General features: G+C 32.2%; 16 protein-coding genes. 5 read left to right on the top strand and 11 right to left on the bottom strand.

The genetic code is table 11. From position 1 onward, the window contains the following. The first annotated feature begins 257 nt into the window (after positions 1 to 257). On the top strand, positions 258 to 1247 hold the full coding sequence (gene trpS, locus HMPREF2561_RS07110) for a tryptophan--tRNA ligase (protein WP_017175817.1): 990 nt from the start codon (positions 258 to 260) through the stop codon (positions 1245 to 1247). A gap of 50 nt (positions 1248 to 1297) precedes the next feature. On the opposite strand, the gene HMPREF2561_RS07105 is transcribed toward trpS, so the two are convergent. Genes HMPREF2561_RS07105 through opp3b form a run of 5 tightly spaced genes read right to left on the bottom strand, consistent with a single transcriptional unit; the run spans position 1298 to position 7023 of the window. Then, positions 1298 to 2965: a peptide ABC transporter substrate-binding protein gene (locus tag HMPREF2561_RS07105; protein ID WP_070468589.1), complete on the bottom strand. Its 1668-nt coding sequence runs from the start codon at positions 2963 to 2965 to the stop codon at positions 1298 to 1300. Between the two features lie 27 nt (positions 2966 to 2992). Beyond that, complete coding sequence (locus HMPREF2561_RS07100; protein ID WP_070468587.1) at positions 2993 to 3943, bottom strand: ABC transporter ATP-binding protein; 951 nt, start codon at positions 3941 to 3943, stop codon at positions 2993 to 2995. Continuing rightward, the gene (locus HMPREF2561_RS07095; protein WP_019835660.1) at positions 3930 to 5015 is read right to left on the bottom strand and encodes an ABC transporter ATP-binding protein; all 1086 of its coding nucleotides are present in this window, start codon (positions 5013 to 5015) and stop codon (positions 3930 to 3932) included. Before HMPREF2561_RS07095 ends, HMPREF2561_RS07100 begins: the two co-directional genes overlap by 14 nt. A gap of 17 nt (positions 5016 to 5032) precedes the next feature. Next, complete coding sequence (gene opp3C / locus HMPREF2561_RS07090; RefSeq protein ID WP_048761203.1) at positions 5033 to 6097, bottom strand: oligopeptide ABC transporter permease; 1065 nt, start codon at positions 6095 to 6097, stop codon at positions 5033 to 5035. Beyond that, positions 6097 to 7023 carry an oligopeptide ABC transporter permease gene (gene opp3b / locus HMPREF2561_RS07085; protein WP_037554449.1) on the bottom strand — a complete coding sequence of 309 codons (927 nt, stop codon included), beginning with the start codon at positions 7021 to 7023 and terminating at the stop codon, positions 6097 to 6099. The genes opp3C and opp3b overlap by 1 nt, the downstream gene beginning before the upstream one ends. 231 nt (positions 7024 to 7254) lie before the next feature. Here opp3b and HMPREF2561_RS07080 point away from each other — a divergent pair, with 231 nt between their 5' ends. After that, positions 7255 to 7632: a DUF3899 domain-containing protein gene (locus HMPREF2561_RS07080; RefSeq protein ID WP_017175827.1), complete on the top strand. Its 378-nt coding sequence runs from the start codon at positions 7255 to 7257 to the stop codon at positions 7630 to 7632. 52 nt (positions 7633 to 7684) lie between these two features. Here the strand turns inward: HMPREF2561_RS07080 and fabF are convergent, their stop codons facing one another. Next, positions 7685 to 8929 carry a beta-ketoacyl-ACP synthase II gene (gene fabF, locus HMPREF2561_RS07075; RefSeq protein ID WP_049382334.1) on the bottom strand — a complete coding sequence of 415 codons (1245 nt, stop codon included), beginning with the start codon at positions 8927 to 8929 and terminating at the stop codon, positions 7685 to 7687. Positions 8930 to 8942: 13 nt separating this feature from the next. After that, positions 8943 to 9884, bottom strand: coding sequence for a beta-ketoacyl-ACP synthase III (locus HMPREF2561_RS07070; protein WP_017175829.1), 942 nt, complete (start codon positions 9882 to 9884; stop codon positions 8943 to 8945). A 225-nt stretch (positions 9885 to 10109) separates the two neighbouring features. Here HMPREF2561_RS07070 and HMPREF2561_RS07065 point away from each other — a divergent pair, with 225 nt between their 5' ends. Next, positions 10110 to 10310 (top strand): DUF2929 family protein, encoded by a 201-nt coding sequence (locus HMPREF2561_RS07065; RefSeq protein ID WP_017175830.1) that lies wholly within the window; start codon positions 10110 to 10112, stop codon positions 10308 to 10310. Positions 10311 to 10411: 101 nt separating this feature from the next. On the opposite strand, the gene clpB is transcribed toward HMPREF2561_RS07065, so the two are convergent. From clpB to HMPREF2561_RS07050, 3 genes are all read right to left on the bottom strand, one after another. Further along, on the bottom strand, positions 10412 to 13021 hold the full coding sequence (gene clpB, locus HMPREF2561_RS07060) for an ATP-dependent chaperone ClpB (RefSeq protein WP_017175831.1): 2610 nt from the start codon (positions 13019 to 13021) through the stop codon (positions 10412 to 10414). A 291-nt stretch (positions 13022 to 13312) separates the two neighbouring features. After that, positions 13313 to 15127: an acyltransferase family protein gene (locus HMPREF2561_RS07055; protein ID WP_017175832.1), complete on the bottom strand. Its 1815-nt coding sequence runs from the start codon at positions 15125 to 15127 to the stop codon at positions 13313 to 13315. Between the two features lie 485 nt (positions 15128 to 15612). Beyond that, a complete protein-coding gene (locus HMPREF2561_RS07050; protein ID WP_002448080.1) occupies positions 15613 to 15921 on the bottom strand; it encodes a metal-sulfur cluster assembly factor in 309 nt (102 codons plus the stop codon). 119 nt (positions 15922 to 16040) lie between these two features. Between HMPREF2561_RS07050 and HMPREF2561_RS07045 the strand changes: the two genes are divergently transcribed. Together HMPREF2561_RS07045 and HMPREF2561_RS07040 are read left to right on the top strand one after the other, a co-directional pair. Then, positions 16041 to 16862 (top strand): Cof-type HAD-IIB family hydrolase, encoded by an 822-nt coding sequence (locus HMPREF2561_RS07045; RefSeq protein WP_017175833.1) that lies wholly within the window; start codon positions 16041 to 16043, stop codon positions 16860 to 16862. 82 nt (positions 16863 to 16944) lie between these two features. Then, positions 16945 to 18267: a CoA-disulfide reductase gene (locus HMPREF2561_RS07040; protein ID WP_017175834.1), complete on the top strand. Its 1323-nt coding sequence runs from the start codon at positions 16945 to 16947 to the stop codon at positions 18265 to 18267. Positions 18268 to 18307: 40 nt separating this feature from the next. On the opposite strand, the gene HMPREF2561_RS07035 is transcribed toward HMPREF2561_RS07040, so the two are convergent. After that, the gene (locus HMPREF2561_RS07035; RefSeq protein WP_017175835.1) at positions 18308 to 18709 is read right to left on the bottom strand and encodes a YisL family protein; all 402 of its coding nucleotides are present in this window, start codon (positions 18707 to 18709) and stop codon (positions 18308 to 18310) included. Between the last annotated feature and the right edge of the window lie 108 nt (positions 18710 to 18817).

Below are 18817 nucleotides of genomic sequence, written 5' to 3'. Positions count from 1 at the left end.
TCCTATTGAATAAATATTATTCATTATATTAATAATTATGCTAATTTGTCTTAAGCTTATATTATAAGTATAATATGCTAACATTAAAATTAAATGAGAAAATCCTAATTTTTCTGAGAAATTTCAAATTTTCTAAAAATTTCTCTACAAAATCTAATTTCTTATGTGTATCTCTATTATAACATAACTTACAATTTTAAAAAATACTGTTATAATCTAGTTAAAATGAATTATTTTTAAAGAAAGTAGGCATCTATATGGAGACATTATTTTCAGGAATACAGCCAAGTGGGATACCTACATTAGGTAACTATATTGGTGCATTAAAACAATTTTCAGACGTACAGAACGATTACAACTGTTACTTTTGTATTGTAGACCAACATGCGATTACTGTCCCACAAGATAAAATCAAATTGCGTAAACAAATTCGTCAGTTAGCAGCAATTTATTTAGCTTCAGGTATTGATCCAGATAAATCAACATTATTTATTCAATCAGAAGTTCCAGCACATGTTCAAGCCGGTTGGATGTTAACGACCATTTCAAGTGTTGGCGAGCTTGAACGTATGACGCAATATAAAGATAAAGCGCAAAAACGTACAGATGGTATTCCAGCTGGTTTATTAACTTATCCACCTTTAATGGCAGCTGATATTGTTATTTATAATACAAATATTGTGCCCGTAGGTGAAGACCAAAAACAACATATGGAACTTACTAGAAATTTAGTAGAACGTTTTAATAGTCGTTATAACGATATATTAGTTAAACCAGAAATTCGTATGCCAAAAGTTGGTGGACGTGTAATGAGTTTACAGGATCCAACAAAGAAAATGAGTAAAAGTGATGATAATCAAAAAAACTTTATCTCATTACTTGACGAACCAAATGTTGCAGCGAAAAAAATTAAAAGCGCTGTAACTGATTCAGATGGTATTATCAAGTTTGATAAAGACAATAAACCAGGAATTTCTAACCTACTTACAATTTATTCAAGTTTAACTAATAAATCTATTAAAGAGCTTGAAACACAATACGAGAATGAAGGATACGGAACATTCAAAACAGACTTATCAGAAGTAGTTAAAGACTTTTTAGTACATTTCCAAGAAAAATATAACGAATTTTATAATTCAGATAGATTGGATGACATCTTAGATCAAGGGCGTGACAAAGCTCAAAAAGCTTCTTTTAAAACACTGAAAAAAATGGAACGTGCAATGGGCTTAGGACGTAAGAGATAAATCATTATAAATAAGACCACGAGTATAAGTAAAATACTCGTGGTCTTATTTTAGTTATCTTTCTTTTTTCCTGTTTCACGATCAATTGATTTATCGATATATACATGTTTAAGTGAATAATCTCCACCGATTTGATGATATTCTATACCTTTTACTTGTGGATTTCTTAATGTAGCTGTTCCTTTTTGATAAATTGGAGCTACGGGTGCATCGTTTAAAAATAGCTCCTCAGCTTGTCTCATCGTCGCAAAACGTTCTTTAGGTTTTTGCAATAATTCTCCATTCGCTTTTTTTAATAAATTATCGTACTCTTTACTTCCCCATCCAGTATTATTTTGGGCATTGCCAGTAGTCATTGTATCTAAAAATGTAGTTGGATCTGGATAGTCAGGACCCCAACCTGATAATGACATTGAATAATTCATTGATAACTCTGCTTCTACTCTTTGTTTGAATGGTAATTGTTTAATTTTAACTGTTACACCTGGTAAATTAGATTCAATTTGAGATTTAATAAATTCTGCAGAAATTTTTGAATCTGGTGTATCTTCAGTATTTAAAGTAAAAGTGAATTTATCTTTTCCTAAAGCTTTTTTCGCCTTATTCAGATGTTGTTTGGCTTCTTTAGGATTAAATTTTAAAGGTGATTTAACAGTACTCGCATAATCTTTTCCTTCAGGTGTTTTAACAGTATCTCGTGCAGTGAAACCATCAAAAGGTTTAGCACCTGTTCCTAGAACTTCATTAACATAATCTCTTTTATTTACAGATTGTGCGATTGCTAAACGCATATCTCTATTTTTGAACTCTGGTTGCTGTTTTTCATTCATTTTCAAGAAGAAAGTAGATGCTATTAAACGTTTGAATAGACCTGGATCATCTTTATATTTATCGACTTGTTCAGACGTGATACCTGCACTATCTACCGAATTGGTATCATATAGTGATGCCCCAGCTTGAGTATCTTTTAAAATTTTATAATTTACTCTATCTAATTTAACAGCCTTTTTATCCCAATAATTATCATTTTTGGTCAGCATAATTTTATCTTCTACTGCCCATTTACTCACTTTAAACGGACCATTATATACTACTTTTTCAGCAGTTGTTCCATATTTATCACCATATTTTTTAACTGCTTTTTCATTTTGTGGCATAAATGTACCAAATGCTAGCATTTGTTTAAAATATGGAATAGGTTTAGTAAGATCAATTTTTAATGTGTAATCATCTAAGGCTTTAATACCTAGATCCTTTGGTTTTTTTCCGTGTTTACCTAAATTAATATCTTCTGCATTTTTAATATCATACATTATGTATGCATATTCTGAAGCCGTTTTTGGATCTACAGCTTTTCTCCAAGCAAATACAAAATCATGTGCTGTAACTGGATCTCCATTTGACCATTTTGCATTTTTACGTAATTTAATCGTTAATGTTTTTCCATTATTAGATTCTTTTGGATCACCTTTAGCTATTCCTGGAATTGCTTCATCTTTTCCATTTAATGTATATAATCCTTCGAAAACTTGATTATAAATTGTAAAAGAAACGGTATCAGTTGCCAAAACGGTATCCAGAGTATTCATATCTGATGACGTTGCTACTCGATAAGTCTGACCGCTATCATCATATAATCCGCCACTTTTCCCACATGCACTAAGTAGCAAAGTTGTCACGATTAATCCTAAAATCACTTTAAAATTTATCTTTTTCATCTTAATGTTGTCCTCCCTTCCTCAGACTTAATTATGTTGAAGATGAGTTTGATCGTGTTCTTTTAAACGTACTGCTTCTTCATCTGTTACAAAAACGTAATGATTAGGTCTAATTTCTTGCAGTCTACGTTCTGCATTTTTAGATTCATCTTCTTCATACACAATTCGTTTTCTTGTTCTTTCACTATCAGGATCAGGTTGAGGGATAGCAGATAATAGTGATTTAGTATAATCATGTAAAGGATGATAATAAATTTCGTCAGACGATCCTAATTCTACAATTTTTCCAAAATGCATTACTGCTATACGATCAGAAATATATTTGACCATTGATAAATCATGGGCAATAAATAAGAAAGTAATACCTCGTTCTTTTTGTAATTTCAGCATTAAATTCACTACTTGAGCTTGAATAGAAACATCTAATGCAGAAATTGGCTCATCTGCAATAATAAACTCAGGTTCTACAGCTAAAGCACGAGCAATTCCTATACGTTGACGTTGTCCACCAGAGAACTCGTGTGGATAACGGTTCGCATGTTCTTTACTTAAACCTACTGTTTCTAGCAAATCATATACTCGACGTTTACGATCTTTTTTATCACTTGCTAACTTATGAATATCAATACCTTCTGCTACAATATCCATGACTTTTAGACGTGGATTTAAAGAAGCATATGGATCTTGAAAAATCATTTGAATTTTCTTATTAAATTTTAATAAATCTTTTCTTTTAGCAATCTTCTGAATATCTTGTCCTTCATAAAGAATTTCACCATCAGTAATATCATTTAATTTAATAATGGCTTTTCCAGTTGTAGACTTTCCACATCCAGATTCTCCTACTAATCCCAATGTTTCCCCTTTATAAATATTAAATGAAATATCTTCGATTGCTCTAACTTCATTACGTTTACCTTCATTAAAATACTGCTTTAAGTTTTTAATTTCTAATAATATTTCTTTATTCTTCTCCATCGAACGACACCCTTTCTACTCGACGTGGCTTGTCGTAATTATTAGGCATTTGACGTTGTCTCTTTTGTACCATCTCTGGCGGTTCAACTTTTGGAGCGCGTTCGTCTAATAACCATGATTTTACATAATGAGTAGGTGATATTTTAAACCATGGTGGAACTTCTTTAAAGTCAATGTCTAGTGCATATTGACTACGTCTTGCAAATGCATCACCCTTTGGTGGATGTAATAAATCAGGCGGAGTACCTGGAATTGCAATTAACTCTGTCTCGTTACTTGTCGTTAAATCAGGCATTGAAGATAATAATCCCCATGTATATGGATGTTTTGGATCATAGAAGATTTCATCGACATTTCCAGTCTCAATCATTTGCCCTCCATACATAACAGCCACTCTATCAGCCACATTTGCTACTACCCCTAAGTCATGTGTAATAAAAATAATAGATGTTTCAATTTTTTGTTGTAATTCTTTCATTAAATCTAAAATCTGTGCTTGCATTGTTACATCAAGTGCTGTCGTTGGTTCATCTGCAATTAAAATTTTAGGTTCGCACGCCAATGCAGTTGCAATAACAATTCTTTGACGTTGACCCCCAGAGAATTGATGAGGATATGCTTTAAATCTTTTTTCTGCATTAGGCAGTCCTACTAAATTTAAAATCTCAAGTGCACGTTTTTTTGCTTCAGATTTACTATAATGACGATGTTTTATTAAAGGTTCCATAACTTGCTTACCAATTTGCATCGTAGGATTTAATGACGTCATAGGGTCTTGAAATATCATAGAAATATCTTTACCACGAAGTTTGTTTAATTCTTTTTCAGATTTAATTGCTAAATCTTCCCCTAAAAAATTAATTGTCCCTTTTTTAATTCTCCCTGTATCCCCCTGGAACAATTTTGTAATTGCTTTTGTTGTTACAGATTTGCCAGAACCTGATTCTCCGACAATCGCTAATGTTTCCCCTTTATTTAAAAAGAAATCTACTCCTCTAACCGCTTGCACTTCCCCGGCAGTAATATCAAAGGAAACATGCAAGTTGTTGACTTCTAACACTCTTTCTGACATAGATTTTGCCTCCTTTGTTATTTACGCATTTTTGGATCAAATGCATCGCGTAATCCGTCACTAAATAAGTAAAAGAATAAAATTAATAAACTTAATACTGTAGCTGGAATAAATAATTCGTGTGGGTGTATTAACAACATTGCTCGTCCATCATTTACGAGTGAACCAAGTGATGTTTTCGGTGCAGGTACCCCTATACCAATAAAGCTTAAAAATGCTTCGAAGAAAATTGCACTTGGTACAGTAAACATAGATGTTACTACAATGGCACCTAGTGTATTCGGTAAAATATGTTTAAAAATTAATTTAAATTTTGAAGCCCCTAATGTTCTTGAAGCCATTACAAATTCTTGACTTTTTAGTTTTAAAAATTCACCACGCACTACTCTACTCATACCTAGCCATCCAGTGATAGACATAGCTAAAATAATCGTCCAAATAGATGGTTCAAATATCAATACAAATAAAATAACAATAATAAGATTAGGAATAGATGCTATAATTTCTAAAATACGTTGCATCACATTATCAACACGTCCCCCAAAAAATCCTGAAATAGCACCATAAACGACTCCTATAAAGATATCTAGTGCAGCAGCTACAATGCCAATAAATAATGAAATTTGAGCACCTTTCCATGTTCTAGTCCAAAGATCACGACCTAATTGGTCTGTACCAAACCAAAAATTTTCTTTCACGCCCGCTTCTTTATAAGCGCTCTTACCATCTGCCCCTGTTCCATCAAAAGGTAAAAAGTGTACTTGATCTAGTACTGGAATTTTAGCAGGTAAATTTCGTCTAGTAACATCTTGTTCAGCATAATCATGTTTACTAAATGCTGGTCCTAAAAATGCAAGAATGACAATTAAAATGAGTCCAATCAAACCGACAATAGCTAGTTTATTTCTTTTCAACTGTGTCCAAGCATCTTGCCAGAAGTTTTTACTTTCACGTTGTATTTCTGGTTCTTTATTTAAATCGAGTTCTCTAATAACAAAATCCGTCCCAACCGCTCCCTCAGAGGTATGTGACATCGCTGCATTTGAATGGTCATCAAATGGTTTATTAAAATTTTCAGGCATTATTTTTTACCTCCTTGTACACGGATTCTTGGATCAATTACACCATAAAGAATATCTACGATAAAAATTGAAACGATAAATAATGTACTAAATAAAATTGTAGTAGCCATAATAACTGAGAAATCATTTGTTGTAATCGATCTAACGAATTGGTCCCCTAAACCAGGTACACCAAAGATATTTTCAATAGTTAAAGTCCCTGTTAAAATACCGGCTAACATTGGAACAATAATTGTAATAATAGGAATTAATGCATTTCTTAATGCATGTCCAAAAAGGACTCTTATCGGCGAGTTACCTTTAGCTCTTGCTAATAATATGTAATCAGAACTTAGTACCTCTATCATTTCAGCTCGAATATAACGAGCTACTGTGGCCATTACACTTGCTGATAATGCTAAGGAAGGCAATACTGCTGTTGAAAATCCTTCCCATCCTGCCACTGGAAACCATCTTAAACGTACTGCAAAAACGTATTGTAATAGTACTGCTAAGACGAATGAAGGTACTGATACTGCTATAACTGAAATAACAGTAGTTGTATAGTCTACCCAAGTGTTTTGTTTCGTAGCAGCAGCTACACCTAAAATTAAACCTAAAATCACTCCAATAATCATTGCAGTAATACCCATTTCCATAGAAGGAATCAATCTCGGTCTAATTAATGACCAAACTGGTTGATTATGATATTGGAACGAATAGCCAAAATCTCCAGTTACTACATTTTTTAAATAATGAAGATATTGCACTGCTACTGGATCATTTAATCCATATTTTTCGTTTAAAATTGCTTTTTGCTCAGCACTTAATTTAGCATCATTAAATGGTGATCCAGGCATCATTTTCATTAAGAAAAATGTAATTGTGATGATAATAAATAACGATAAAACCATATATCCCAAACGTTTTAATATATATCGCGTCATCATATAGTCCCCCTTTACTAAATATTCAAAATTAACATTCCCTTCAAAATTTTCAGAAATATTTATACATATTATATATACTATTTTCATAAAATTGCAATATAATTTTACATTTTCTTAATATAAGTGTAATTTTTATATATATTATTTAAAAGAATATAAATTTTAGATTTTATTTATAGTAAATTTACAGTAAATTAGACTATATAGATAAAAAAGTCGGAGGTATACATGAACAATATTAAAACTTGGTTTATATGGCTCTTTTTGCCACTCATATGTACTTTTTTACTTTGGATGTTCGTAACTCAACATTCGTTTGTCTCATTTATTAATATCTTATTTTATATATCACTTGTATTATTTATATTGTTATTTTTAATTCTCCTTGTACAAGAAGGTATATTTGATGCTACAAGTTTTGGTTTTAGACGCATGCGTTATCAACTCGCTTCTCGCTCTAAGAAAAAAACTTTAGAGAACGATGACTTTTTCAATCCAAAACAAGTAAAAAAAGAGCATTATACCATTTCAACATGGTTACTACCTGCTCTAATACTATGTGCATTTTACTTCATTTTGACTATTCTCATTTCACTTTTTCTATAATATAAGAAAACCATGCATCTTATTGCATGGTTTTCTACTCTTAACTTAATTTTTAATCTTTAAACTTTTTAAATACTAATACTGCGTTATGCCCACCGAAACCTAGACTATTACTCATTGCATATTCAATTTCTAAATCTTGTGCTTCATTTGGAACAATATCTAAGTCACATTCTGGATCTGGTGAATCTGCATGAATCGTCGGTGCAACTTTAGAGTCACGAATAGATAATGCAGAGAAAATTGCTTCAATTCCCCCAGTAGCACCTAATAAATGTCCTGTCATAGATTTAGTTGAGCTAATTTTTAAGTTTTTAGCTGCATCTCCAAATGTATTTTTAATCGCTTTAATTTCATACAAGTCACCTACTGGCGTACTTGTACCATGTGCATTTAAGTATTGAATATCTTTAGCTTCAATACCTGCATCATCTAAAGCCGCTTGCATTGCACGAGAACCACCTTCGCCTTCAGGTGCTGGTGCAGTAATGTGATAAGCATCTCCAGTTGAACCATATCCTACAATTTCAGCGTAAATTTGTGCGCCACGTGCTTGTGCTGATTCTAATGATTCAATGACTAAGATACCAGCGCCTTCACCCATGATAAATCCGTCACGTCCTTCTTGGAAAGGACGACATGCTGTTTCTTTATCATCGTTTGTTGATAATGCACGACTTGCACTGAATCCTGCAAGTGCCATATGCGTAATAGGTGCTTCAGTACCACCAGTAATCATAGCATCAGCAGCACCTCTTTGAATGATTTTAAATGCTTCACCGATAGAATTTGTACCTGTTGCGCAAGCAGTAACAGTTGAACCATTAGGTCCTTTTGCACCTAAATCAATTGAAACTTGCCCAGTAGCCATGTCAGGAATAAGCATTGGAACAAAGAAAGGACTAACTCTTCTTGGTCCCTTATTCTTCAGTATTGTATGTGCAACTTCAAATGTTTCCATTCCCCCAATACCTGAACCAATCCAAACACCGATACGATTAGCATTATCATCATTGATAGTTAAATTAGCATCTTCTACAGCTTGTCTTGCCGCTACTACTGCATATTGTGTAAAACGATCCATGCGACGCGCATCTTTTTTCGAAATATGATCTTCAATATTAAAGTCTTTTAATTCACCTGCTAAGTGAACGTTATATTCTTCAGTATCAACGCGTGTAATTGTATCAATTCCATTGACACCTTTTAAGGCATTTTCCCAATTTGTTTGGGCATCGTTTCCAATAGGTGATAATGCACCCATACCAGTAATTACCACTCTTTTGTTTTCAGTCATACATTAAATCCTCCTATTTACCCCATTTGATTACCATAGCGCCCCAGGTTAGGCCACCACCGAAACCTACGAGTACTAAAGTGTCATCATCTTTAATTCTTCCGTTTTCTAACTCTTGTTGAATACTTAAAGGAATCGAAGCAGCTGACGTGTTTCCAAAACGGTTAACTGAAACACTCATTTTTTCTCTTTCAATACCCAATCTTTCACGTGCTGATTCCATAATTCTGATATTTGCTTGATGTGGTATAAACATATCAATATCATCAGATTCTAAACCCGCTTTTTCAACTACACGTGTAGACGCTTCGCCCATAATTCTTACAGCGAATTTAAAAACTTCGCGTCCATTCATTACTAGTTTACCAGTCTCTTTATTTAAATATAAATATTTTCCACCTGACCCATCTGAGCCTATTTCATAGCTAATAATACCTCGTCCTTCTGAGACTTCACCAATTACTACTGCACCTGCACCGTCTCCAAATAGTACAGCAGTTGAACGATCAGTTAAGTCAGTGATTTTGGATAATTTATCCGCACCCACTACTAAAATATTTTTATAGTCTCCAGATTGAACATATTGTTTTGCAGTAATCATTGAATACATGAAACCTGAGCATGCAGCAAGTTGATCCATAGTAGGCACTTTACCAGTACCTAATTTTTCTTGTAGTATATTAGCTACAGATGGAAATGGCATATCTCCAGTTGCTGTAGCTACAATAATCATATCTATATCATTCGGTTTAATACCAGCATCTTCAATTGCTTTCTTACTTGCTTCATATGCTAAATCTGACGTATCTTGGTCGTCACGAGACCAACGTCTTTCTTTAATGCCAGTCATTTTTGAAATCCATTCATCAGACGTATCTAAAAAACCTTCAAAATAGGCGTTATCGACTACTCTCTCAGGTGCATAAGCACCAAAACCTTTTATACCTACGTTCATGAACGTACACCTTCTCACTTCATTTTTTAATACCAGGTATTAATTTAACATACTTTTTAAATCTAACTCAAGTAGTTACACTTTATTAGACGATTTTGTTAAACAGTCACGAGCCAATAATTCATATAAAAAATGGCACAAATTTTTATACATTCTCTACTAATACTATACAAATAATTCACTTTACTTTAAAATGATAATATATATAAATTGGAGGTCATATATATGAAATACCTCGTAACTTTTATTTGGGCGTTAATCTTAACACAAATGGTTAACTTTGTACTTAATAGTTTAAATGGTGGCGGCAGTTTAGATGTGATTAAACCAATTATTATTGCAATCATCATTACCATTGCTATTGCCATTTTAGGTGCTATGATTAAACCTAATGATTTCGCTCGTAAAGGGAATAGAGACGTCTAAATGGTATTGTATTACGTGTTTGGAGTAATATAACGCTCTTAACAAGTTTAATAATAAGAAAAGGCATTGGAAAGCTTTGCTTTCCAATGCCTTTTTATATACTATTCAGCTGAAGATTTTTGTACATCAAATGTTAATTCTTGACTATCGTTAAGATCAACATTTACTTTTGTACCTTCTGGCATATTTTCTTTAATCATCATACGAGCAAGTGGTGTTTCAATTTGACGTTGTACAAAACGTTTAAGTGGTCTAGCACCAAATTGTGGTTCGTATGCTTCTTCACCTAACCATTTTTTAGCTTCGTCTGATACTTCAATTGAAATACGTTGATCCATTAATCGAATATTTAATTGAGTTAAAATTTTATCTACAATCATACTCATATCATTTATAGATAATGGTTTAAATAATACAATATCATCCATACGGTTTAAAATTTCTGGTTTAAAGAATGCATGTAAACTATCCATAACTGCTTTTTCAGTGCTTTCAGTAATTTCACCAGAATCTTTAACATTTTCTAATAATATTTGTGAACCAATATTACTTGTCATGATAATAATTGTATTTTTGAAATCTACGCTACGACCTTTAGAATCAGTTAAACGCCCTTCATCTAAAATTTGAAGTAACACGTTGAATACATCACTATGTGCTTTTTCAACTTCGTCGAGTAGAATAACTGAATATGGGTTACGTCTTACCGCTTCAGTTAATTGACCACCTTCATCATGGCCTACATAACCAGGAGGCGCACCAATTAATCTAGAAACAGAATGTTTTTCCATATATTCACTCATGTCAATACGAATCATATGTTTTTCAGAGTCGAATAATGATGAAGCGAGTGATTTAGCTAACTCTGTTTTACCTACACCAGTTGGACCTAAGAATAAGAAACTACCTATTGGACGATTAGGATCTTTTATACCTGCACGCGCTCTCACTACAGCATCTGACACAAGATCAACCGCTTTATCTTGCCCTACGACACGTTCATGTAAGATATCACTTAAGTTTAATAATTTTTCTCTTTCTGTTTCGACTAATTTAGAAACTGGAATACCTGTCCATTGGCTTACAATATCTCCAATTTCCTCATCAGAAACAACTTCGCGAATCATGCGTTCATTATCGCCTTGTTCATCATGGAAAGCTTCTTCGTATTCTTTTAATTCTTTTTCTAATTGTGGAATCGTACCATATTGTAATTCTGCTGCTTTTTCATAATTACTTTCTGTTTGCGCATCTTCTAAAGCTTGACGACTACGATCTAATTCAGCACGTTTTTCTTGAACTTTCGCGATTTTTTCTTTTTCTTGTTCTACACGAGATTGTAATGACGCTTGTTTTTCTTTTTCATTTGAAAGTTCTTCTTGTAATTCTTCTAATCGATGTTTACTTGCATTATCTGATTCATTTTTTAATGCACTTTCTTCAATTTCTAATTGCATAACACGGCGATTAACTTGGTCTAATTCAGTTGGATTTGATCCCATTTCTGTTCGGATAGTTGCACAAGCTTGGTCGACTAAATCAATTGCTTTATCTGGTAAAAATCGATCAGTAATATAACGATCTGATAATTCTGCTGCTGCTACTAAAGCACGGTCTTGAATACGCACACCATGATAAACTTCATAGCGTTCTTTTAAACCACGTAAGATTGAAATTGTATCTTCTACGTCAGGTTCACTTACACCTACTTTTTGGAATCGACGTTCTAAGGCTGAATCTTTTTCAATATATTCTCTATATTCATTTAATGTTGTAGCACCGATACAATGCAATTCACCACGAGCTAACATTGGTTTTAACATATTACCAGCATCCATTGCACCATCTGTTTTACCAGCACCAACTAACATGTGAATTTCATCGATAAATAGGATAATACGTCCATCTGATTCTTTCACTTCTTTAAGTACTGCTTTAAGACGTTCTTCAAATTCGCCTCTAAATTTTGCACCTGCAACTAATGCACTTAAATCTAATTCAAAAATAGTTTTATCTAGCAATGATTCCGGCACATCTTTACGTACAATACGTTGTGCTAATCCTTCTACAATTGCAGTTTTACCTACACCAGGCTCTCCAATTAATACTGGGTTATTTTTAGTTTTACGGCTTAAAATTCGAATGGTATTACGGATTTCTTCATCTCTACCAATAACTGGATCCATTTTGCCTTGGCGAACTTCTTCTACTAAATCTCTACCATATTTCTCTAAAGCTTCATAATTTACTTCTGGATTTTGTGAAGTCACATGATTTCCCCCTCTAACTTTAGTAATAATTTCTTTGACTACTTCTTCTTTATTTCCTACAAATTGTTGTGTTGTTTCATCAATGTCCATAGCAGCACGTAAAATATGTTCCATTGAGATATATTCATCTTCATATTCTTTCATATATGACTCAGCTTTATTTAATAATTCGTTTGCTTTTGAGCCAATATATTGTCCATATTGAACATTATCACCTTGTACTGATGGATAGTGTTTTAATTTTTCACTATACGCTTGATTTAATTGATCAGTGTCTATATTTGCACGTTCTAAAATACTTTTAAACAAACTTTCGTCTTCTTCTAAAGTTCCTTTTAGTATTGCTTCAATTTCAATATTTTGTAATTCATTTTCTTTACTTAATTCAATTGCTTTTTGCAAAGCTTCTTGTACTTTATAAGTCATTTGATTGATATCCAAATGTATTCACCCCTACTTTTTGTATAAGAGTATGGTCAAATACTTCTTCGTTTGACTTTGACTTTCTTTGACCTTAATTACATTATAGACCTTCTTTACTAATTAATCAACACTTTTACTCATCTTTTTAACAATTCAATAAATCCTATCATATCAAGCATTCATTTACGTTTCATTCATTACTTATCATATTACCTTACTATTTAAACATTGTTACCTTATTTTTTTCTTAAATGCTAAAAAAGGATTAACTTTGTGAGCATCCTCAACTAGTTAATCCTTTTTAATTATTTATTTTTTAGTCATATTTTTTAGTATTTCATCCGATAATGCTTGTACCCCACTATGTTCTAAGTGCACACCATCAGATGCAAAATATTCAGTGTGACCGGCAGAACGTTTATACCAGTCTACTAAAACAACATTTTTATGTCGCTTAGCTGCGTCTGAAAGTTGTTTATTTACATTATCTTGCCAGCTTCTCGGTACCCTTGTATTAACTAAATATATTTTAGCTTTACCAAATTTACTAATAAGTTGATCAAGCTCATCTTGAGTAAAATCTCCATTTGTACCAAGTTCTAATACAACTTGATTTGATGGTTTATTATAATTAGTATAATTATTTGCAACTATCAGGGCTTCTTGTAAATGACGACCTACTTTACCATCTATAGTTGCTTTAGGAACTTGAGATTTAAATTCTTCACCAATATCTACCATAACTGAATCGCCAATAAGTAATGGGCTGATATTTGTGTAAACTTTATCTTTATTCTCACTCTTACTTGTTTGTCCATTTAACTTAATATTTTCACCGGGCATCATTTTGACTAAATATTTATCAGCAGTACTTGTATTAAAACTGTTTGCTTTATTTGCAATTTCATCTTTTCCAAATCGATCAAATGCACCCATAAATATTAATAACAATGGAATCACAGCTATGATAGTAACGATTGTTCTTATAAATTTAGGTTTACGTAATCGGTCAAAAGAAAATGCACTTAATCCTTCACGTCTAAATGGTGTTTCAATATAACGATAAGATAATTCCGCAAACACCACAGTTAATAGTATATCTAAGATATATACATATATTGGTAACTGACCATCAACAAAATGTATATGTAGAAAACTAATGACGGCGAAATGCCATAAGTATAAACTATATGAACGTTTTCCGATATACACTAACAAAGGATGTCCTAAAAATTTAGCAATCATTGTAGATGGGTGAACGACACTTGCAATAACAAATAATGTCACTAAAGATATCAAATAAAACCCACCATTGTATATCCAATCACTATCGTCATTAACTGTAAAGAATAAAATAATTAAGATAAGTAGGCTACCTATACCAATACCATCTATTGCACGACGTAATCGTTGTGGTGGATTAGCTTTTAATTTAAATGGTGGCCAAACAAATGCTAATATGACGCCTAATAATAATGTTTGTAAACGAGTATCTGTACCAAAATAAACACGTGAATATCCCACATTTGGTTGTGATATAATGACCATTTCTAATAAAGAGGCCAATGATACTATCCAAAATATAAGTGTCACATTACGATATTTTTTAATCGTAAGTAATAATATCACTAAAACGAATGGGAAAAATAAATAAAATTGTTCTTCGATAGCAAGAGACCATAAATGTTTAAGAGGCATGAATGAAAATTGTTCAAAATAGTTAACATCTTTAGCGATATACCACCAATTTGAAACATAAAATAACGCCGCAATAATATCATGTTTAACTCTAATAATTTGTTGAGGTTCAAATAATAAGGTCGCAATACCTACTGTTATTAATAAAGCTATCACCGCTGGCAGTAGACGTTTTATGCGTCTAATCCAAAATTGTTTAAGATTAATAATTCCTTTTTCTTCATACTCTCTCAAAAGTAAACTTGTAATTAAGTATCCTGAAATGACGAAGAAAGTATCTACGCCAATAAAACCACCAGTTAGCCACTTTCTATTCAAATGATATATAATGATGCCTAATACGGCAATTGCTCTTAGACCATCTAAACCAGGCATATAGCGCATTTTTATTTTATCATGAACGCCCTTTTCTAAATTTTGTTTCATTGTTCACATTCTTTCCCTATTAAATAATAAATTTTCAATAAATTCATTAGATATAAAAGCACTAAAATCAGAATAACAATAAAGTTAATTATAGAAATTTGTATGTATGATTGGTCATTCTATAGTCTATGAATTTAATACACTGTATAATATGATTCTGTGTTTTATACTAAGTTGACTGAAAATTTGATATACAATTAAATAAAATATAAATTCATTTTCATTGATTAATTCTTAATTGTTGAAAATTATACTTTTCTTAAGATATAAGTCTTATGTATTGTAGTATAACCTAGAAGTAAATTCAATTTATATTACAATTGTGTCATTTCTTTTTTACTCATTTAAAAATAAAATTGTCACATTCTTATATATTAAAAAAGAGAGTAGAAGAAAAATTCATCCCCTACTCTCTATTAAATATTATATGAAGCTCTTCATAATAAAGAGCTTCATACAATTAATGCTGTCGAGCTCACTTAAATTTATCCAACACCTAATGCGATTTTTGCATATCTAGACATCATATCTTTATTCCATGGCGGATTCCAAACAATATTAACTTCTGTATCTTGAATCTCTGGAATTTCGGCTAATACTGTCTTAATTTGATCGATGATTTGTGGTCCAAGTGGACAGCCCATAGATGTAAGTGTCATCTCTACAGTACATAATCCTTCATCATCAACATTTACTTTATATACTAAACCTAAATTAACAATGTCTATACCTAATTCAGGGTCAATTACCATTTCCAAAGCGCCAAGGATACTATCTTTTAATGCTTCTTCCATTAGTATCACCTCTCAATAATTATCTTTACACTAATATATCAAATATCCGACAAAACGCCAATAAAATGCTATGATACAAATAAACTAATATTTATGAACTGTAATGCAAGGAGATATTTATGAAACCTTATTTAATTTGTTTAGATTTAGATGGAACATTATTAAATGATAATAAAGAAATTAGTGATTATACAAAAAAAGTTTTAACTTCCTTACAAAAACAAGGTCATTACTTGATGATTGCAACTGGACGTCCTTATCGTGCAAGCCAAATATATTATCATGAACTTAACATGAATACACCTATTGTTAATTTTAATGGTGCCTATGTTCATCATCCAAAAGCAGATGACTTTGAAACCAAACATGAGGTATTAGATGTAGACATCGCTAGAAGTATGATAGAGGCACTTCAAAAAGCTAATGTTACAAACATTATTGCTGAAGTGAGAGACAGTGTCTTTATCAATGACCATGATCCTCGATTATTTGAAGGTTTTTCAATGGGCAATCCTAAAATCCAAACAGGCAATTTATTAGAAAAACTTGATGAATCTCCAACTTCCATATTAGTGGAAGCTGAAGAAGTGAATATCACACGTATTAAACAAATGTTAACTCGTTTTTATGCTGAAAATATTGAACATCGTCGTTGGGGTGCACCTTTTCCTGTTATTGAAATCGTAAAACGAGGTATTAGTAAAGCTCGTGGCATTGACTATGTTAAATCATATTTAAATATAGATTCTTCTAATATTATTGCATTTGGAGATGAAGATAATGATTTAGAAATGATTAAATATGCTCAATACGGAATTGCTATGGACAATGGTTTAGATGATTTAAAACATATCGCTAATCATATCACTTATTCCAATAACGAAGATGGAATTGGGCGTTACCTAAATGAATTTTTCAAACTAGAAATACCTTATCAATAATAAAAATGAGAGTACTTAAAGTAAGATTCTAAAAATTATAATTGTATCTCACTTGTTTACTTCTTAGTTATGGAGGATATGTATGGCTAAAATTATTATAGTTGGTGCTGTTGCTGGAGGCGCAACATGTGCAAGTCAAATTCGTCGCTTAGATAAAGAAAGCGACATTATCATTTTTGAAAAAGATCGAGATATGAGTTTTGCTAATTGTGGTTTACCTTACTATATTGGACATCTCGTTTCTGATCGTCATCAAATATTGCCTATTACACCAGACATTTTTAAAGAGAAGAAAAATATTGTAGTTAAAACACATCATGAAGTAATTGAAGTAAACGATCAACAACATGTCGTACGTGTATTAAATCATCAAACAGGCGAAACATTCGACGAAACTTATGACAAATTAATCTTAAGTCCTGGCGCTAGTGCGAATACTCTTGGATTTACTAATAATTTTACTTTCACTCTAAGAAATGCAGAAGATATGGACCAAATCGATCAATATATTTCTCGTCATAAAGCTAAGCGAGCATTAGTTGTCGGTGCTGGTTACATTTCATTAGAAGTATTAGAAAACCTTTATCAACGTGGTCTTGATGTGACATGGATTCATCGTTCAGATAAAGTCAATAAATTAATGGACCAAGATATGAATGCAGCCATTTTTAGCGAAATTGATCAAAGAAACATTTCATATAGATTAAATGAAGAAATTGAATCAATTCAAGCGCATACTGTTTATTTTAAATCTGGTATACATGAAGATTTCGATATCATTATTGAAGGTATAGGAACTCATCCTAATTCATCATTTTTACGTTCATCAAATATTCATATAGATAAACAAGGTTTTATTCCTGTTGATGATTGCTTTAAAACAAATATACCTGATATTTATGCTCTAGGTGATGTCATCACCTCACATTATCGCCATGTAAATATGAATGCTCAAGTACCTTTAGCTTGGGGTGCTCATCGTGCAGCAAGTATTATAGCAGAACAACTCTCAGGTAATAAACATATTACATTTAAAGGTTTTCTTGGTTCAAATATTGTAAAATTTTTTGACTACACTTTTGCGAGCGTAGGAATAAAACCTGAAGAATTAAGTCTATTTAATTATGAGATGGTTGAAATTAAGTCTGGTGCACACGCAGGATATTACCCAGGTAATACACCCCTACACTTACGTGTCTATTTTAATAAAGACAATAGACAATTAATACGCGCCGCAGCAGTTGGAAAACAAGGCGCCGATAAACGTATTGATATTTTATCAATGGCTATGATGAATCAACTTACAGTAGATGAATTGGCTGAATTTGAAGTTGCCTATGCGCCTCCTTATAGTCATCCTAAAGATTTAATCAATATGATTGGTTATAAAGCACGCAATATATAAAAAGAATCGTTTGAGTAGACACTCAAACGATTCTTTTTACTTAACTTAAACCGAACATTTTAGATAATGGACCCCATGGTAAGATAATTCCAAGAGCCATAGTAATAATAATTAAAATAATTGTTGCCCAAAATAAGCCATGACTAGGTGCATGTTTTTTTCTTTTAGCTAATGATACTTCCATTAAAGCAACAACACCTAAGCCACATAACATTTTTAAAGTAAGAAGCATGTGGTTGCCACCTTCACCATGACTCGCTGCCATAAACTCTTCAATTAATTCCCAAAATCCTGAGAATATTGTAAGGAGCATAAAGACTCTAAGCCCCATATGTAATGATTTAAAAGTTGGTGTTGGCCCCTGTGATTTTGAAATGTGTAAAAATGCAATAATATATAACACAATGGTTAAAACCCAACTCACAATATGCATATGTAACAAGACTTGATTACCTCCAATATTTATAATCACTTTCTTTTAATTATCATAACATATTTCCACTTTTTAAGTATTAAAATTTAAAAAGAGTCCGGGACATAAAGTATCTAG

Source organism: Staphylococcus sp. HMSC069E10 (assembly GCF_001809205.1).
Lineage (GTDB): Bacteria > Bacillota > Bacilli > Staphylococcales > Staphylococcaceae > Staphylococcus > Staphylococcus hominis.
Note: the sequence above shows the minus strand (reverse complement) of the source record. Positions and strands in the feature narration are given on the sequence as shown.

Bases quoted from the DNA above. Each gene is read 5' to 3' on its own strand.
- trpS (WP_017175817.1), top strand. From the start codon at position 258: ATGGAGACATTATTTTCAGGAATACAGCCAAGTGGGATACCTACATTA.
- HMPREF2561_RS07105 (WP_070468589.1), bottom strand. From the start codon at position 2,965: ATGAAAAAGATAAATTTTAAAGTGATTTTAGGATTAATCGTGACAACT.
- HMPREF2561_RS07100 (WP_070468587.1), bottom strand. From the start codon at position 3,943: ATGGAGAAGAATAAAGAAATATTATTAGAAATTAAAAACTTAAAGCAG.
- HMPREF2561_RS07095 (WP_019835660.1), bottom strand. From the start codon at position 5,015: ATGTCAGAAAGAGTGTTAGAAGTCAACAACTTGCATGTTTCCTTTGAT.
- opp3C (WP_048761203.1), bottom strand. From the start codon at position 6,097: ATGCCTGAAAATTTTAATAAACCATTTGATGACCATTCAAATGCAGCG.
- opp3b (WP_037554449.1), bottom strand. From the start codon at position 7,023: ATGACGCGATATATATTAAAACGTTTGGGATATATGGTTTTATCGTTA.
- HMPREF2561_RS07080 (WP_017175827.1), top strand. From the start codon at position 7,255: ATGAACAATATTAAAACTTGGTTTATATGGCTCTTTTTGCCACTCATA.
- fabF (WP_049382334.1), bottom strand. From the start codon at position 8,929: ATGACTGAAAACAAAAGAGTGGTAATTACTGGTATGGGTGCATTATCA.
- HMPREF2561_RS07070 (WP_017175829.1), bottom strand. From the start codon at position 9,884: ATGAACGTAGGTATAAAAGGTTTTGGTGCTTATGCACCTGAGAGAGTA.
- HMPREF2561_RS07065 (WP_017175830.1), top strand. From the start codon at position 10,110: ATGAAATACCTCGTAACTTTTATTTGGGCGTTAATCTTAACACAAATG.
- HMPREF2561_RS07055 (WP_017175832.1), bottom strand. From the start codon at position 15,127: ATGAAACAAAATTTAGAAAAGGGCGTTCATGATAAAATAAAAATGCGC.
- HMPREF2561_RS07050 (WP_002448080.1), bottom strand. From the start codon at position 15,921: ATGGAAGAAGCATTAAAAGATAGTATCCTTGGCGCTTTGGAAATGGTA.
- HMPREF2561_RS07045 (WP_017175833.1), top strand. From the start codon at position 16,041: ATGAAACCTTATTTAATTTGTTTAGATTTAGATGGAACATTATTAAAT.
- HMPREF2561_RS07040 (WP_017175834.1), top strand. From the start codon at position 16,945: ATGGCTAAAATTATTATAGTTGGTGCTGTTGCTGGAGGCGCAACATGT.